Below are 15,345 nucleotides of genomic sequence, written 5' to 3' on the forward strand. Positions count from 1 at the left end.
CCCCCGCGAGCGCACCCGCCCGTACCTCCAGCTCCGCGTACGACACCCGCTCCTCGCCGCACACCACCGCCACCGCACGCGGCGACGCCGCGACCCACTCACCGAAAACATCCAGCAGCGTCATGTTCCCGAACCCCCCGACGGTTCCGGTCCACTCGTCGACAACACGGCCCCGCCCCGGAACAGACACCGCGACACACCTCCAGTAGAGAGAACAAGCCCACTCAAACCCCAGAGAAAACCACCCGTTACCGGGTGACTCAATGAACTGAAGGCACAACCAAATGGCGCAGGTAGCAGGCCCGTTGGCCCGTTCCCGGGTTCCACCGGCCCGCCGGATTCCCCGGAAAAGGCCGCGCTCCTCTTCTCCGCCGCGGCGCCCTCTCCGCGGCCGCCGCCGGAACGCCCCCGGTCGCTGCGGGGCGCCCGCCCCGGCGCCCGGCGGCCGGACGCGGCCGACTACCCTCGTCGCACGATCTCGAACACCAGGGGGGCGAACCGCCGATGAGGCGTGGGGTGAAGTGGGCGGCGGCAGCGGCGGCCGTGCCGGTGGCGCTGGTGACCGTGGCCTGTGCGGCCGAGGAGTCGCTCACGGACGCGGCCGTGGGCACCTGGGACTGCTCGGTCTCCGACGGCGCCAGGACGGTCTCGGCGAGCGTGGAGATCGGTGACGGGACGTACGAGGTCGGCCGGGGCGACGACGGCGAGCCGCACTCGGGGACGTGGAAGCTCAGCGGCGGCACGCTGCATGTGCGGGGCGACGACGGCCCCTACACCGCGGACGGGCTGCCCGGAACCGTCGAGGAGTCGCTGGGGCTGAAGTTCGGTGAGGGCGAGGACCCGCGGCTGTCACCGTGGAGCGTCCGCTGGAAGGACGACACGGTGAGCTTCCCCTACCGCGGTCTGAAGGTCACCTGCCACCGGGTGTGAGCCCGGCGGCACACCGGGCGGCCCGGTGTGCCACGTCCCTCGCCCGGTGCCCGCCGCGCCGGGAGCCGGGCGCCCGGACTACTCCCGGCCGCGCATCTGCTGGAGGTGCGCGGTCAGGATGTGGGAGTCCAGGAGGGAGACGTCGGCGGCCCTGTCGGCCCGGGAGTAGCCGGCCAGCATGCGGCGGGTCAGCGCGAGGGCGGCCGGGTCGCGCCGCAGCAGCGGGCGGGTCACCCGGGCCACCTCGGCGTCCAGCTGGTCCGGCGGGGCGATCTTGTGCAGGAGCCCGATCCGGTGGGCGGTCTGTGCGTCGAACTCCGTGCAGGTGAGGAAGAGTTCCCGGATGCGTGCCACACCGGCCTCGGACACCAGCCGCCCCATGGCGCCGCCCCACGCCGGAGGCAGCCCCAGGGCCACCTCGGGCATACGGAAGCGGCAGTCGTCCGCACCGACCCGCAGATCGCAGTAGGCGGCGAGGCCGAGCCCGGCGCCGACGACCCTGCCGTGCAGCCGGGCGACGCTGACGACATGGGTCGTCTCCAGCGCCTGGCACACCCGGTGCGCCTGGTCGACGGCGCGGCGCGTGGCGGCGCCGGTGGCGTCGGCCGCGAGGGCCTCCTCGTACTCGGTGCGGTCGGCGCCGAGGCTGAAGTCCGCGCCCGTGCTGGAGAGGACGAGCACACGCACCCCCGGGCACGCGTGCAGGCCGTCGAGAACGGCGAGGAGGCCGTCGAGGGCCGCCGTGCCGAGCACGTCGCCCTGCTGCGCCGGGTTGAGGCGGACGTGCAGGGCCGCGCCGTCGCGCTCGACGACGACGGCGTCGGCGAGGGGCGCGGGGAGCACCGGCACCCCGGTCGTGTCCGTGCTCTCGGTCGTACGGGTCATCTCGGTCATGCGGGGGCGACGTCCAGGTCGAGTAGGCGGCGGAAGGCGATACGGGGTGCCCACCGGGGGCGGCGTACGAGGGTGAGGCGGGGCAGCCGCCGTACCAGTTCACGCAGGAGTGTCTGGGCCTCCAGGCGTGCGACGGGCGCCCCGAGGCAGTAGTGGATACCGCCGCTGAAGGCGAGGTGTCCGGGTGCGCTGCGGTGCGGGTCGAACTGCTCGGCGTCGCGGTGGCGTTCGGGGTCGCGGCCCACGGCTCCCACCATCAGGTGAACCGTTTCGCCGGCGCGGTAGGCGGCGCCGTCCAGCTCGCCGTCGCGGGTGGCGACACGGGTGATGACGTGCGTCGGCGGGTCCCAGCGCAGCGACTCCTCGACGAAGGCGGGCACCAGTTCGGGGTCGGCCGCGAGCGCGTCCCACCACCACGGGCGGTCCAGCAGCGCGAGCACCGCCATCGACAGCATCGACGTCGTGGTCTCCAACGCGGCCAGCAGGACGAACAGCGCGAGGTAGTAGACACCGGCGTCGGCCTTCTCCCGGTCGGGTTCGATCGCGTCCCAGGTCGCGATCCAGCGGGAGACCGGGTCGTCGCCCGGGCGGGCACGGCGCTCACGCACCAGGTCCATGAAGTACGCGCGCAGTTCACGCGTCGCCGCGTCGGAGAGCGCCAGCTGGCTCGCCGAGGGCAGCAGCTCCTGGGCGAACACCTGGTCGTGGGTGAGCTCGCGGAGGCGGGGCCAGTCCGCGCTCGGTATGCCGAGCCAGCCGCCGATGACGGCGACCGGCAGCTCCTCGCTCACCACCGCGTTGAAATCGGCCTCACCGTCACGCAGTTGCTCGGCGAGCGCGTCGAGCAGCCGGATCGTCGTCGTGGTCACATGCCCGCTCATCTGCTGGATGGATCCACGGTCGAACGAACCGGCCGCTCGGCGCACCCGGGTGTGCTCGGGCGGGTTGAGCGCCGGGAGAGTGTGCCCCATCTCCCGTACGGAGGGGGTGTTCCAGCGGCTGCTGCGGCCCTGCCGGGCCCGCCACCGCTGGTCGGGCTCGGCCCACTCCCGGCTGCGCAGCAGCCGGTCGCAGAGGTCGAAGCCCATGACGAGATGGCCTCCCCAGGGGGCGGGGGCGACACGGCCCCTGGACCTCAACTCCTCGTAGACCGGGAAGGGGTCGGACTGACCCCTGGCCGTCCGGAGACGGGAGAAGAGGGAGACGGTGGCCCGTCTGTCGGAGGACTGAACCGTCCCGGTACCCATGGCTGAGCGGCCCCTCTCTGTCATCAGCCGTCATGCGTACCCCATCCACGTCTGGCACATGCGATCGAAATAATTTCTTTGCTCTGTCACTCGCCCCTGGTCCATGCCAGGAACCGGCTGAAGAGCCCTCCCTTCTTCTCCGCCTTGCCGGTCTCCTGCCGCTGCGCGGGCATCGGCACCTGCTCGGGCACCGGCGCCGACGGGCGCTGTTCGGCCGCCCCGCCACCGATATCGGGGATCGACGGCGTGAAGCTGACGGGCAGCGTGGCCAGCGTCCGGCTCCACGGGGTGGGCGCCCACTCCAGCGCGTCGAACGGGGTGCACACCTCGACGTCCGGCAGCTGGTTGAGCAGGCACTCGACCGCGGTGACCGCGACGAGGAAGGCCGGGTCCTTGGCCGGGCAGGCGTGCGGGCCCGCGCCGAAGGCGATGTGCGCCTTGGAGCCGAGCTGTTCGTTGTGCTGGGCGATCCGCGGGTCGGTGTTGGCCGCGGCGAAGGAGATGACGACCGGGTCGTTCGCCTTGATGATCCGCTCGCCCAGCTCGACGTCCCGGGTCGGGTAGTGCGTCGCGTAGTTGGCGATCGGCGCGTAGTTCCACAGCGCCTGCGAGACGGCGGACTCGACGGGCAGCCCGGGCTGCCAGCTCTCGTCGAGGATCAGCGCGCTGCTGGTCCCGATGGCGGCGGCGAGCGGCGTGGTACCGCCCGAGAGCAGCGTGACGAGCTGGTGCAGCACCTCCTCGTCGGTCAGCTGCGCCGAGTGCTGCATCAGCCGCGTGGTGACGTCGGGGCCCGGGCGCCGGTGCTTGAGCGCGATCAGTTCCGAGAGCGCCTCGGCGAGGACCTGGTCGGCATCGGGGGTGCCGTCGAAGATGCCGGTGATGCCGACGATGACGCGGTCACCGATCTCCGGCGGGCAGCCGAAGAGGTCGCTGAAGACCAGCAGGGGCAGCTGATTGGCGTACTCGGCCATCAGTTCGGCCCGGCCGCCGCGGTCGGAGCTGAACTGGCTGATCAGGTACTCGGCCGACTGCTTGGTCTGGCGGACCAGTTGGAGCTCGTCGACGGCGGCGAGGCTGTCGGTCACCGCCTGGCGCAGCCGGGCGTGCGCGGCGCCGTCGCTGAAGAGCGCGTTGGGGCGGTAGCCCATCATGGGCAGGGCCGGGCTGTCCTCGGGGACCCGGCCCTCGTTCAGCGCGTTCCAGCGCCGGGAGTCGCGGACGAAGGTGGCGGTGTCGTGCAGGATCGCGAGCGCGGCGTCATAGCTGGTGATCAACTCGACCTCGACGCCCGGCGCGATGTCGACCGGGGCGCTCGGACCGAGCGAGCGGAGGTAGGCGTAGTGCGCCTCGGGGTCGGCGCCGAAGCCCTTGCCGTAGAGCTCCACGTTGCCGGAGACGGGGCACCGGGACGGGGTCCCCTGTATGTCGGGGTGGTGCATGTGTATTTCCTAGGACAGTAGGGAGAGGAGGTGGTTGACGAGCGTGATGAGCGCTTGGGCCGCTGCCTTCTCGTCCCGCACGTCGCACGGGACCACGGGGGTCTCGTCGGACAGCGCCAACGCCTCACGCACCTCCTCCAGCGGGTAGTCGGTGGTGCCCTGGAACCGGTTGACGCCGACGGTGTACGTCAGACCGAACCGCTCGACGAGGTCGAGCACGGCGAAGGACTCGTCGAGCCGCTCCGGGTCGACGAGCACCAGGGCCCCCAGGGCGCCCCGGGTGAGGTCCTCCCACATCTCCTTGAAGCGCTCCTGGCCGGGCGTGCCGAAGAGGTAGAGGACCACCTGGTCGCTGAGGGTGAGCCGGCCGAAGTCCATCGCCACGGTCGTGGTGGTCTTGTCCGGGGTACCGGAGAGGTCGTCGTAGTTGACGCTCGCCTCGGTTATCTCTTCCTCGGTGCGCAGCGGCTCGATCTCGGAGATGCTTCCGATGCAGGTGGTCTTGCCGACGCCGAAGTGCCCCACGACGAGGATCTTCACCGCAGTGGTGACGTTCGGATCCAGGTACATGGTCACGCTCCGAATCGGGTCTTGAGGCCATCCAGCACGGCGTGGAGTAGTTCCTTGTCCGGGCGTTCGGCGGGTGGGATGGGCTTCCTGGCCAGGACGAGGTCCTCGTCGGCCAGCTCCGCGAGCAGGATGCGCACGACCCCCAGGGGGAGGCCGGTGTGCCCGGCGACCTCGGCCACGGACAGGAAGCCGTCGGCGACGAGGCGCATCACTTCACGGGCCTCGGGTGACAGGGTGCGCGCCTCGGCCGCGGCGTCCCGCTTCGCCGAGACGAGCGTCGTGCGTTCGTACTCGTGGGCCGGGGGCAGCGACCGTCCCCCCGTGACCACGAAGAACGGGACGAGCGGCGCGGTCAGCTCCAACTCGGCCTCGGGCTCGGGCTCCGGCTCGTCACTCATGTTCCCTCTCCCCGTCCTGCGTCTGCGCCGCCGCCACCGAGGCTCGGGACCACCCTGTGGAGGCGGACGGTGAGCTCTTCGATGTCGGCATCATGGTCGGCGGCGGCGGCGAGGAACGAGCCGCCCGTGACCTCGATCAGGAAGATCCAGCCGTGCTGGAACTCGATGACGGTCTGCCGCCAGTGGACGTCCTCCAGCGCGCCCGCGAACTGTGCGGTGGCGCGGCTGTAGGAGTGGATGCCGGTCATGGCCGCCGAGATGGTGTCGGCCAGATCCCGGCTCATGCCCGTGGTCGCGCCGCGGGGCAGGCCGTCCGCGCCGAGGAGCACGGCGTGGCGTGCGCCCGCCACCGAGCGGACCGCCTCGTCCAGCTCCGGGAGGACGAACTCGGTGCCGCCGGGGGCCTGTTGCCCGTAGTGGCGGTCGGCGCCGCCGGCCAGCGGATCGGCCTGGACGCGGGGCGGCGACGTCATGTTGGTGCCGAGCCGGGCCACCAGCCGGTGCATCCGGAAGGAGATCTGCTGCATGTCGACGTCGAGTTCAGCCGCAGCCGCGAGGTAAGCGCCCTGGCCCGCCCCGATGAGGAAGATCCAGCCGTGGTCGAACTCGATGATCGTCTGGTTCCATTGCCTGTCCTCTCCTGGCCCGGCGAAGTGCGCGATGGCACGGCTGAGCGACTGCATGCCCGCCATCGCCGCGGATATCGTCCGCACGTCGTCCGCTCCCAGCCCCTGGGTGGCACCGCGGGAGATGCCGTCGGCGGAGAGCAGGACCGCGTGCCGCGCCTTGGGCACGTTCTGGACGATGTCCTCCAGCATCCATGACAGGTCTGTGGTCATGAGTCCTCGGGCCCTTCGGACGGCGTCGAGTCAAGGTTGCGGCCCGAGAGGGTGCCGCGCTGCAAGGCGCCCAGACTCCGTCCCGAGTTGCGCTCGACCGCGGCGGGCCTGGCCGGGGGCGCACCCGCCTCGCGGACGGGCGCGGCCGTGTCGCGGCGCTGGCGCGCGCCCCTCTTCGGCAGGCCGCTGACGGTGCGGTCCCTGCCGCGCGGGAGTTCGTAGGTGTCGTCCGTGTCGCGGACCGCGCTCATCCTGGGTGCCTGCGCCTGTGCCTGCGTCGCCGGTGCCGTGATCTCCTCCTCCGTCCACAGCTCCTCCGGGAGGAGCACGACCGCCCGTACACCGCCGTAGCGGGACACACCGGTGACGTCGACCCGGAACCCGTACTGCGCGGCGATCCTGCCGACGACGGGGAAGCCGAACTTCGGCTGTGTGCCCAGCTCGGACAGCCGCGGCTGGACGGTGCCGGAGAGCAGCGCGGTGGCGTTCTGCCGGTCCTCGTCGTTCATGCCGACGCCGGCGTCGTCGATGACGATGCACAGGTTCTTCTGGACCCGCTGGAACGTCACCTCGATCGGTGCGTCCTGCTGGGAGAAGCTGGCGGCGTTGTCGAGGAGTTCCGCGACGGCGTGCGCCACGGGGGAGACGGCGGACGCCTTCAGCGCGAAGCCGGTCTGCTGCATGATCTGCACCCGGCGGAAGTTGCGGATCTGGCCCTGCGCGTTGCGCACGACGTCGTAGACGCTCGCGGCCTTGGTGCGGCGGCCCAGCGGGGCGCCGCACATCACGGCGATGCCGTGGGCGCGCCGCGCCATCTGCGCGTTGGCGTGGTTGACCTCCATGAGGTCGGCGAGAACGGGGTGTCCGCCGTACTTCCGCTGGACCTCCTCCAGGAGCACCATCTGCTCGGCGGCGAGGCTCTGGAGGAAGCGCGCGGCGCCCTTGAGCACCGCCTTGGTGCTGTCCTCCGCCGCCTCCTCGGCGGCACGGATGGTGACCTGCTGTTCGGCCTGACGGCGGTGCAGCTCAGCGGAGACGTCTCTGAGCCGGCCCTCCGCCTCGCCCAGTCTCGCGGTGAGAACGGCCTCGTTGTGCTGTTTCTTGGCCTCAACGGCTCTGCTTCGTATGGAGAGGACTGCCACTGCGGCGACGGCTATGACAGCCACCGCGACCAGGCACCACACAAGTACGTCTTGATTCATCGAACCTTTCCCAGCGCGCGGCATGCAGACGGCGACGTACACCCCCGTGAACCCCACTGCGCAGCCGTTCCGCGGCACACCACGCTTTGCGGAGGACAGAGGGGCTTCCACGCGGCGCCCGAATCGAGTCGAGGAGGGCGCAGGTGCCGGGACTGTATCACCGCCCGGCGTCGGGCATATAACCTGACTCGACGTCAGTTCACATGGCGAAACACGCCCTGACGTGCGACAGTTCGCCTTCCGTCCATCGGCAGGCCGACTCCTTTTCGGACATGGTCAAGCCAGACACATATGACGTCGTCAGGTGTCACCGAACGACCTCTCCCTGTGCGTTTCTGGCCGGAAGGCGTCCATGGTGCCCCATCGAGGAGTGTGCCTCGCACCCGGTACCGTTCCGTCAGGCGGTGCCGCCGCGACCGCCGTTGGTGCCGCCGGGACCGCCGGGGCTGCCGGGGCCGCCGGGGTGACCGGGACCCGCGCTGCCGTCCGGGGCCCGCGGGTCGTCCGGGACCCAGCGGAGGATGTCGCCCGGCTGGCAGTCCAGGATGCGGCAGATGGCGTCGAGCGTGGTGAACCGAATGGCCTTCGCACGGCCGTTCTTGAGCACGGCGATGTTGGCCGGGGTGATCCCGACGGCGGCGGCGAACGCGCCGACGGACAGCCCGTGCCGGGCGAGTTGGACATCGAGGTCGACGACGATCGCCATCAGACGACCTGGGCCATCTCGGTCTCCAGGTCGGTCGCCTTGCGCAGCAGACCCCGCATGACGAGGGTCAGCATCACGAACGCGGCGCCGACGACGGCACATCCGGACGCGGTGACCAGGGCGCCGAGGACGTCCATCCCGTCGTCGGGCGAGGGGATCTCCGCCACCGCGAGGTGCCCGCTCACACCCAGGGCCAGCAGGGTGGCGACGGCGGCGGCGCCGATGACGGTGTCGACCCAGCGGAAGGCGCGCGGGCTGAACAGGGCGTCGCGCTCGACCATGGCGAGCAGCTGCCACACGGCGACGAGCGCCACCTGGACGCAGAGGACGCCGAGGATCGCGACCGTCGCATAGGGGACGACGTAGGGCGCGTAGGGCGGGAAGACGTCGGCCTCGTCGGCCGCCGTCGTCGGGATGACGACGATCTGGCCGAAGAGGCCGACGGCGAGGGCAGCGGCGATGCCGGCACGGAGCACGGCCGTGAGAACACGGTGCATACATCGATTATCGATAGCCATCTATCGAAAATCAATCGGTGCCGGGTGCGGGCTCAGGACGTGGCGATCTCCTTGAGCGCGTCGAGGAAGCCGTCGAGGATTCCGTGAACGGTTTCGGGACGGTAGGTGTCGGTTGCGTAGAGGACCTGGACGGCCAGGCGTCCCTCGGAGACGATCGCCACGACGTCGAGCAGATGGTGCCGCCGCCCGGTGGCCGCCCGGTGCTCCGGCGTGTACGGCACGGGCGCGCCGTAGAAGCCGTCACCGCGGTCCGAAGCGTCGTACTGACCCAGATAGTTGAAGCTGACGGGCGGTTCCGGCGCGGGCCGCAGCGCACCCCGCACCCACCGCAGCAGGCCGTAGCCGATGCCGCGTTGCGGCACCGCGCGCAGCTGCCGCTTGACCTGGTTGATCACCGGGCGCCAGCGGCGGGTGCCGGGGGCGGCGAGCCGCACCGGGAACTGGGTGGTGAACCAGCCGACGGTGCGGGAGAGATCGACGCCGTCGAGGATCTCCTCGCGCCCGTGGCCCTCCAGGTTCACCAGGACGCCGTCGCCGCCGGACCAGTCGGTGAGGGTGCGGCCCAGCGCGGACAGCAGCACGTCGTTGATCTGGGTGCGGTAGCGGCCGGGCACCTCCTGGAGCAGCAGCCGGGTGGTCTCCTCGTCCAGCTCGGCGCGGGCCACGGCCTGGTTGCTGTCGAGGTTTCCGCCGTCGAGGTCGACGGGCAGCCCCGCCGCCGCACCGGCCGTGCCCTCCTGCTCCTCCGGGCCACGGAACACCCCGTCCCAGTAGGCGATCTCCCCGTCGAGCGCGCCCGATCCGGCGTGCGCGACGAGGCCGCTCGCCCAGTCGCGGAAGGAGGTGGTGCGGGCCCCGAGGTCGGGCTCCTCGCCCCGCGCCGCCTGCCCGTAGGCGGTGGCCAGATCGTCGAGGAGGATCCGCCAGGAGACGCCATCGACGACGAGGTGGTGCACGGCGACGAACAGCCGCGCGGCCCTGCCGTCGGGGTGGGTGAGCACGGCGGCCTTCAGCAGCGGGCCGGCGGCCGGGTCGAGTCCGGCGCGGGTCGCGTCGAGGAGCCGCTGCTCGGCGGCCTCCGGGTCGGGCTCCGACCCCAGGTCGAGGTGGGCCACCTCGGGCGGGGTGCCGTCGGGCGCCGGGATGTGGGCGCGGACGGCGCCGTCCTCAGTGTGGAACCGGGTGCGCAGCGCGTCGTGGTGGCGCAGCAGCGCGGCGAACGCGGTGCGCAGCGCGGCCGTGTCCACGTCCGGGGAGCCCAGTTCGACATAGGTGCTCATCACCAGGTTCTCCGGCGCGGTGAAGCTGTCGAAGAACCAGCGCTGGATGGGGGTGAGGGGCACCTCGCCGGTGACGGGCGCCTCGGCGGTCGCGGCGGGTGCCGCGGCCTTAGGCCCGTCGTCCGGTTCGCCGACGAGTTCGGCGAGCTGTGCGACGGTCGGCGCGGCGAACAGGTTCTTCGGCGAGACGGTGAACCCGGCCTCGCGCAGCCGGGAGACGACCTGGATGCTCAGGATCGAATCGCCGCCCAGCTCGAAGAAGTTGTCGTGCACGCCGACCCGCTCCAGGCCGAGCACCTCCGCCCAGGCCGTCGCCAGCGTCCGCTCGCGCGGGGTGCGCGGCGGGGTGTGCGCGTCCCCGGTGGCGCGCTGTTCGGTGTCCGGCTCGGGCAGCGCCTTGCGGTCGACCTTCCCGTTGGCGTTGAGCGGCAGCGCGTCCAGGACGACGAACGCGGTCGGGATCATGTAGTCGGGCAGCGTCGCCGCGGCGTGTGCGCGCAGCGCCGCCTGGTCGAGCCCGTCGCCGGCCGCGTAGGCCACCAGCCGTTTGACGCCGGGGCGGATCTCCCGGGCGAGGACGACGGCCTGGGCGACATCCGGGTGCGCGGACAGGGCGATCTCGACCTCGCCGAGTTCGATACGGAAGCCGCGGATCTTCACCTGGTTGTCGGCGCGGCCGACGAAGTCGAGCAGACCGTCCGGCAGCCAGCGCACCACGTCACCGGTGCGGTACATCCGGCCGTCACCGAACGGGCTGGCCACGAACCGGCCGGCGGTCAGGCCGGGCCGGCCCGCGTAGCCGCGGGTGACGCACTCGCCGGCGAGATACAGCTCGCCGGCGGTGCCGACGGGCACGGGCCGCAGCCAGTCGTCGAGGACGTAGGCACGGGTCCGGCCGAGCGGGGTGCCGATGGGCACGGTGGCCCGGTGCGGGGAGCCGTCGACCCGGTGCACGGTGGCGAAGATCGTCGTCTCGGTGGGCCCGTAGGCGGCGATCAACCGGACGCCGGGCGCCTCCCGTTCGACGGTGCGGAAGTGCCGGGGCGAGAGCACGTCGCCGCCGGTCATCACCGCGCGCAGGCCGCGCAGCATCCGGGCGTCGGCGTCCACGATCTCGTGGAAGAGGCCCGTGGTGGACCACAGCACGGTGACGCCGTGGGTGCGCACCAGCGTCCCCAGCTCCTCCACGGACAGGAAGCGCGCGGTGGAGACCACGAGGGTGGCGCCGTTGGTGAAGGCGCTCCAGATCTCCAGGGCGCTGGCGTCGAAGGACAGCGTCGCCGTCTGGCTGACGACGTCGTCGGCGGTGAACTCCAGGCGCGGGTCGCGGGCCACGCGCAGCACGCCCGCGTGCGGGATGACGATGCCCTTGGGGCGGCCGGTGGAGCCGGAGGTGTAGAAGACGTACGCCGCGTTCTGCGGCGTCAGCCGCGTCTCGGGCCCGGTCGCGCACGCGGGGGCCGTCTCCTCCAGCGCGTCGAGGAGGACGACGGGCACCCCGGTGGACGGCAGCGCCTCGCGGGTGGCCTCGTCCGCGACGAGCAGCGCGGGACCGGCGTCCTCGGTCATGTAGGCGAGCCGCTCGGCGGGGTAGTCCGGGTCGAGCGGCACAAAGACGCCGCCGGCCTTGAACACCGCGAGCAGCACGGCGATCGGGTCGATGCCGCGCGGCAGGCACACCCCGACCCGGACCTCCGGCCCGACGCCGCGGGCGCGCAGCGCGTGCGCGAGCCGGTTGGCGCGGCCGTCCAGCTCGCGGTAGGTGAGCCGCCGGTCCTCGCACACCAGCGCGACGGCGTCCGGGGTGCGGGCCACCTGCTCGGCGAAGGTGTCGGTGAGCACGGTGCCGGCGGGCCCCTCGGCGCCGGTGGACAGCTCCAGCAGGCCGTCGAGTTCGGCGGTGCTCATCCGCGGCATCCGCCACAGCGGCCGGTCCGGGTCGGCGGCCATGGCGTCGAGGATGCCCAGCAGATGGCGGGAGAGCCGCTCGACGGTGGCCGCGTCGAACAGGTCGGTGTTGTAGACGAGGTTGCTGAAGAGGGCGCCGTCGGCCTCGCCGAAGTCCAGCGTCAGATCGAACTGCGCCGTGCGGGACGTCAGCGGGTGATCCCGCCAGCTCGGGGTGTGCCAGGAGTCGGCGGTGCCGGCGAGCTTCTCGTGGCTGACGGCGACCTGCACCAGCGGGCTGCGGCTGGGGTCGCGCTCGGTGACGACCGCGTCGACGACCCGGTCGAAGGGCACCTCGGCGTGCGCGAAACCGTCCAGCACCGTGGTGCGGACCCGGGCGAGCAGCTCGGCCGTCGTGGCGTTCTCGTCGACGTGGGTGCGCAGCGCCAGCGTGTTGATGAAGAACCCGATCATGCCGTCGAGTTCGGGGCGCTCCCGCCCGGAGGTGACCGTGCCGACGACGATGTCCCGCTGCCCGCTCCACCGGGCCAGCAGCAGCTGCGCCGCCGCGGTCAGGCCCATGAACAGGGTGACGCCCTGCTCCTGGCACATCCGGGCGAAGCGTGCGGCGAGCGCGGCGGGGACGCTCGTCTGCAACGCGGCGCCGCTGGTGGTGCGTTCGGCGGGGCGGGGCCGGTCGGTGGGCAGATCGAGCACGGGCGCGTCGGCCAGCTGGGCCCGCCAGTAGCCGAGGCCGTCGGCCAGCGCCTCGGGGGTGAGCCGTGCGCGCTGCCAGGCCGCGTAGTCCGCGTACTGGAGGACCGGTTCGGGCAGCTCCCGGCCCGCGTACAGGGCGCCCAGTTCGCGCTGGATGACGCCGAGCGACCAGCCGTCCATGACGATGTGGTGCAGCGACAGCACCAGCAGATGATCGTCGTCGGCCACCCGCACCAGGGTGGGGCGCAGCAGCGGCCCGGTACGCAGGTCGAAGGGCTCGGCGAGCAGATCGTGGACGAGCGTGTCCAGCGCCTCCTCGTCGCGCCCGTCCGCCTCGACGGTGTGCAGCCGGACGGGCGCGGGCGGGTGGACGCGCTGCACGCCCTGCCCGTCGACGGTGTCGAACGTGGTGCGCAGCGACTCGTGCCGGGCGACGAGCGCGGTGAGCGCCGCGCCCAGCGCGGCCACGTCCAGGGGGCCGCGCAGCCGGGCGACGCGGCCGGCGTTGTACTCGGTGCTGCCGGTGTCGCTCTCGGCGGCGAACCACATGCGCTGCTGCGCGGACGACAGCGGCAGCGCGCCCTCGCGGGGCACGGGCCGGATGGCGGCGGTCTCCCGCCCGGGTGTGCCGCGGCGCAGCAGCGGGGCCAGCCCGGCGGGCGTGGGATGGTCGAACAGTTCCCGTACGGTCACCTCGGCTCCGGCCCGGCGCAGCCGGGACACCACCTTGATGCTCAGGATCGAGTCGCCGCCCAGCGCGAAGAACTCGTCGTGCGCACCGGCGCGTTCCAGACCGAGGACGGCGGCGAACGCGTCGGCGACCAGCCGTTCGTCCGCGGTGCGCGGCGGCTCGTACGGCGTTCCGCCCGGCTGCCCGGCCGCCGACCGGTCCGGGGCGGGCAGGGCACGGCGGTCCAGCTTGCCGTTGGCGTTCAGCGGCAGCGCCTCCAGCACGGTCAGCGTGGCCGGGACCATGTGGGCGGGCAGCGTCGCGGCGAGCCGTTCGCCGACCGCGCCGGTGTCCGGCCGCGCCCCGGCGGACGGTACGAGGTAGCCGGCCAGCCGCTTGACGCCCGGGTGGTCCTCGCGGGCGACGACGGCGGCCTGCGCGACCTCGGGCAGCGCCGTCAACGCGGCCTCGATCTCGGCGAGTTCGACCCGGAAGCCGCGGATCTTCACCTGGTCGTCGCTGCGGCCCGCGTACTCCAGTACGCCGTCGGCGCGCCGGCGCACCACGTCGCCCGTGCGGTAGAGCCGCCCGGCGGGCGCCAGCGGATCGGCGACGAAGCGCTCCGCCGTCAGCCCCGGCCGGTGCAGATAGCCGCGGGCGATGCCCTGCCCGCCGATGTACAGCTCGCCCCACACCCCGGCGGGCACCGGGCGCAGCCACGCGTCGAGCACCCGCAGCGTCTTCCCGGCGACGGGCCGGCCGATGGGCACGGAGCCCGCGGCGGGCGGCTCCTCCCGGTCGGAGAACCAGCCGGTGGAGTAGACGGTGGCCTCGGTGGGCCCGTAGATGTTGGCGATCGTCGCCTGCGGCAGCAGTGCCCGGATCCGGTCGTGCAGCGCGGTGGGGAAGCCCTCGCCGGCCAGCACCACATGGTCGGCGCCGATCGCGGCGCCGCCCGGGCCGTCCTCGGCGAGGACGGCGGCCAGCGCCGACGGCACCGCCGAGAGCAGGCTGCCGTGCCAGCCGTCCCGCCGCTCGGCCGGTTCCAGGACGTCGCGGACCACCTCGACGGTGCCGCCTGCCGCGAGCGCGCCGAACAGCTCGAACACGGACACGTCGAAGTTGAGCGAGGTGGAGAAGCACACCCGCGCGAAGGTGTCCTCGCCGAGCGAGACGGCCCACCGCACCAGCGAGGCCATGGCCTCGTGCGGCACGACGACGCCCTTGGGGCGGCCCGTCGAGCCCGAGGTGTAGATGACGTAGGCGGCGGCCTCCGGCGGCGGGGAGACCCGCGGCGCCGGGCCCGTCTCCCCCGGCTCCTCGTCGGCGAGCAGCAGCTCGACCCCGTCGGGGAACGGCAGCCGGCCGGTCAGCGCCCGCTCGGTGAGCACCAGCGCGGTGCCGGAGTCGGCGGCCATGTGCCGGAGCCGGTCGGCGGGGTAGTCCGGGTCCAGCGGCACATACGCCGCACCGCACTTGAGGACCGCGAGGACGGCCACGACCATGTCGGGCGAGCGCGTCATGCACACCCCGACCCGGGTCTCGACACCCGCTCCGCGCGCGGCGAGCAGCGCGGCCAACCGGTCGGCGCGCGCGTCCAGTTCGGCGTATCCGAGGGCTCGGTCGCCGCGCAGCACGGCCGGTGCGCCGGGCCGCTCGGCGACGCGCGCGGCGAACAGGTCGAGGAACGAGGTGCCGGGCTCGGTGGTGCGCCCGTGCGCCCACGCGGCGCCGGGGGCCTCGCCGTCGGTGGTGCCCTCGGCGGCGGCCTCGTCCTCCGCGGCGGCCGGGCCGGGCAGCCGGGACAGCGGGCACTCCGGATCGTCGGCGACGGCCGCCAGCAGCCGGGCGAGATGGTCACCGAGCCGTTCGATCGTCGCGGCGTCGAACAGCTCGGGCCGGTAGGTGAGCTTCAGCGCGAGATCGGCCGCGCTGCCGCCCATGGCCACCAGATGGCGCCCGGTGTAGGCGCTGAGCGTCACGGGATAGTTGGTGGCGAGCCGACCGCTGGTCCCGGTCACGGACAGCCCGTGCCGGGCGGCGAG

Annotated in this window: 10 protein-coding genes and 1 pseudogene; 1 reads left to right on the forward strand and 10 read right to left on the reverse strand. The window is 72.8% G+C overall.

What is annotated here, in order from left to right; genetic code table 11:
* Window positions 1–504: 504 nt before the first annotated feature.
* Window positions 505–930, forward strand: coding sequence for a hypothetical protein (locus tag SCA03_RS33180; protein WP_141275837.1), 426 nt, complete (start codon window positions 505–507; stop codon window positions 928–930).
* Window positions 931–1,008: 78 nt separating this feature from the next.
* Here SCA03_RS33180 and SCA03_RS33185 read toward each other — a convergent pair whose 3' ends face one another.
* From SCA03_RS33185 to SCA03_RS33230, 10 genes and pseudogenes are all read right to left on the reverse strand, one after another.
* Complete coding sequence (locus SCA03_RS33185) at window positions 1,009–1,824, reverse strand: enoyl-CoA hydratase/isomerase family protein (RefSeq protein ID WP_230989079.1); 816 nt, start codon at window positions 1,822–1,824, stop codon at window positions 1,009–1,011.
* Window positions 1,821–3,071 (reverse strand): cytochrome P450, encoded by a 1,251-nt coding sequence (locus tag SCA03_RS33190; protein WP_086815207.1) that lies wholly within the window; start codon window positions 3,069–3,071, stop codon window positions 1,821–1,823. Before SCA03_RS33190 ends, SCA03_RS33185 begins: the two co-directional genes overlap by 4 nt.
* Window positions 3,072–3,157: 86 nt before the next feature.
* Entirely contained in the window at window positions 3,158–4,513 is a 1,356-nt protein-coding gene (locus tag SCA03_RS33195) for a cytochrome P450 family protein (RefSeq protein ID WP_086815208.1), read from the reverse strand.
* Window positions 4,514–4,522: 9 nt separating this feature from the next.
* Window positions 4,523–5,083: a GTP-binding protein gene (locus SCA03_RS33200; RefSeq protein WP_030891784.1), complete on the reverse strand. Its 561-nt coding sequence runs from the start codon at window positions 5,081–5,083 to the stop codon at window positions 4,523–4,525.
* A gap of 2 nt (window positions 5,084–5,085) precedes the next feature.
* Window positions 5,086–5,481, reverse strand: a complete 396-nt coding sequence (locus SCA03_RS33205) for a DUF742 domain-containing protein (RefSeq protein WP_030891786.1) — start codon at window positions 5,479–5,481, stop codon at window positions 5,086–5,088.
* Window positions 5,478–6,320, reverse strand: a complete 843-nt coding sequence (locus SCA03_RS33210) for a roadblock/LC7 domain-containing protein (protein ID WP_230989080.1) — start codon at window positions 6,318–6,320, stop codon at window positions 5,478–5,480. The genes SCA03_RS33205 and SCA03_RS33210 overlap by 4 nt, the downstream gene beginning before the upstream one ends.
* The gene (locus SCA03_RS33215; protein ID WP_030891793.1) at window positions 6,317–7,522 is read right to left on the reverse strand and encodes an ATP-binding protein; all 1,206 of its coding nucleotides are present in this window, start codon (window positions 7,520–7,522) and stop codon (window positions 6,317–6,319) included. Before SCA03_RS33215 ends, SCA03_RS33210 begins: the two co-directional genes overlap by 4 nt.
* 499 nt (window positions 7,523–8,021) lie before the next feature.
* Window positions 8,022–8,228, reverse strand: a pseudogene (locus SCA03_RS33220) (helix-turn-helix domain-containing protein); the annotation flags it as partial.
* On the reverse strand, window positions 8,228–8,725 hold the full coding sequence (locus SCA03_RS33225; RefSeq protein ID WP_030891799.1) for a DUF2975 domain-containing protein: 498 nt from the start codon (window positions 8,723–8,725) through the stop codon (window positions 8,228–8,230). The gene SCA03_RS33225 and the pseudogene SCA03_RS33220, both read right to left, overlap by 1 nt.
* A 53-nt stretch (window positions 8,726–8,778) precedes the next feature.
* Complete coding sequence (locus tag SCA03_RS33230; protein ID WP_141275838.1) at window positions 8,779–15,321, reverse strand: non-ribosomal peptide synthetase; 6,543 nt, start codon at window positions 15,319–15,321, stop codon at window positions 8,779–8,781.
* Window positions 15,322–15,345: the final 24 nt, after the last annotated feature.

The organism is Streptomyces cacaoi, assembly GCF_006539165.1.
Taxonomy (GTDB): Bacteria; Actinomycetota; Actinomycetes; order Streptomycetales; family Streptomycetaceae; genus Streptomyces; species Streptomyces cacaoi.

Bases quoted from the DNA above. Each gene is read 5' to 3' on its own strand.
- SCA03_RS33180 (WP_141275837.1), top strand. From the start codon at position 505: ATGAGGCGTGGGGTGAAGTGGGCGGCGGCAGCGGCGGCCGTGCCGGTG.
- SCA03_RS33185 (WP_230989079.1), bottom strand. From the start codon at position 1,824: ATGACCGAGATGACCCGTACGACCGAGAGCACGGACACGACCGGGGTG.
- SCA03_RS33190 (WP_086815207.1), bottom strand. From the start codon at position 3,071: ATGGGTACCGGGACGGTTCAGTCCTCCGACAGACGGGCCACCGTCTCC.
- SCA03_RS33195 (WP_086815208.1), bottom strand. From the start codon at position 4,513: ATGCACCACCCCGACATACAGGGGACCCCGTCCCGGTGCCCCGTCTCC.
- SCA03_RS33200 (WP_030891784.1), bottom strand. From the start codon at position 5,083: ATGTACCTGGATCCGAACGTCACCACTGCGGTGAAGATCCTCGTCGTG.
- SCA03_RS33205 (WP_030891786.1), bottom strand. From the start codon at position 5,481: ATGAGTGACGAGCCGGAGCCCGAGCCCGAGGCCGAGTTGGAGCTGACC.
- SCA03_RS33210 (WP_230989080.1), bottom strand. From the start codon at position 6,320: ATGACCACAGACCTGTCATGGATGCTGGAGGACATCGTCCAGAACGTG.
- SCA03_RS33215 (WP_030891793.1), bottom strand. From the start codon at position 7,522: ATGAATCAAGACGTACTTGTGTGGTGCCTGGTCGCGGTGGCTGTCATA.
- SCA03_RS33225 (WP_030891799.1), bottom strand. From the start codon at position 8,725: ATGCACCGTGTTCTCACGGCCGTGCTCCGTGCCGGCATCGCCGCTGCC.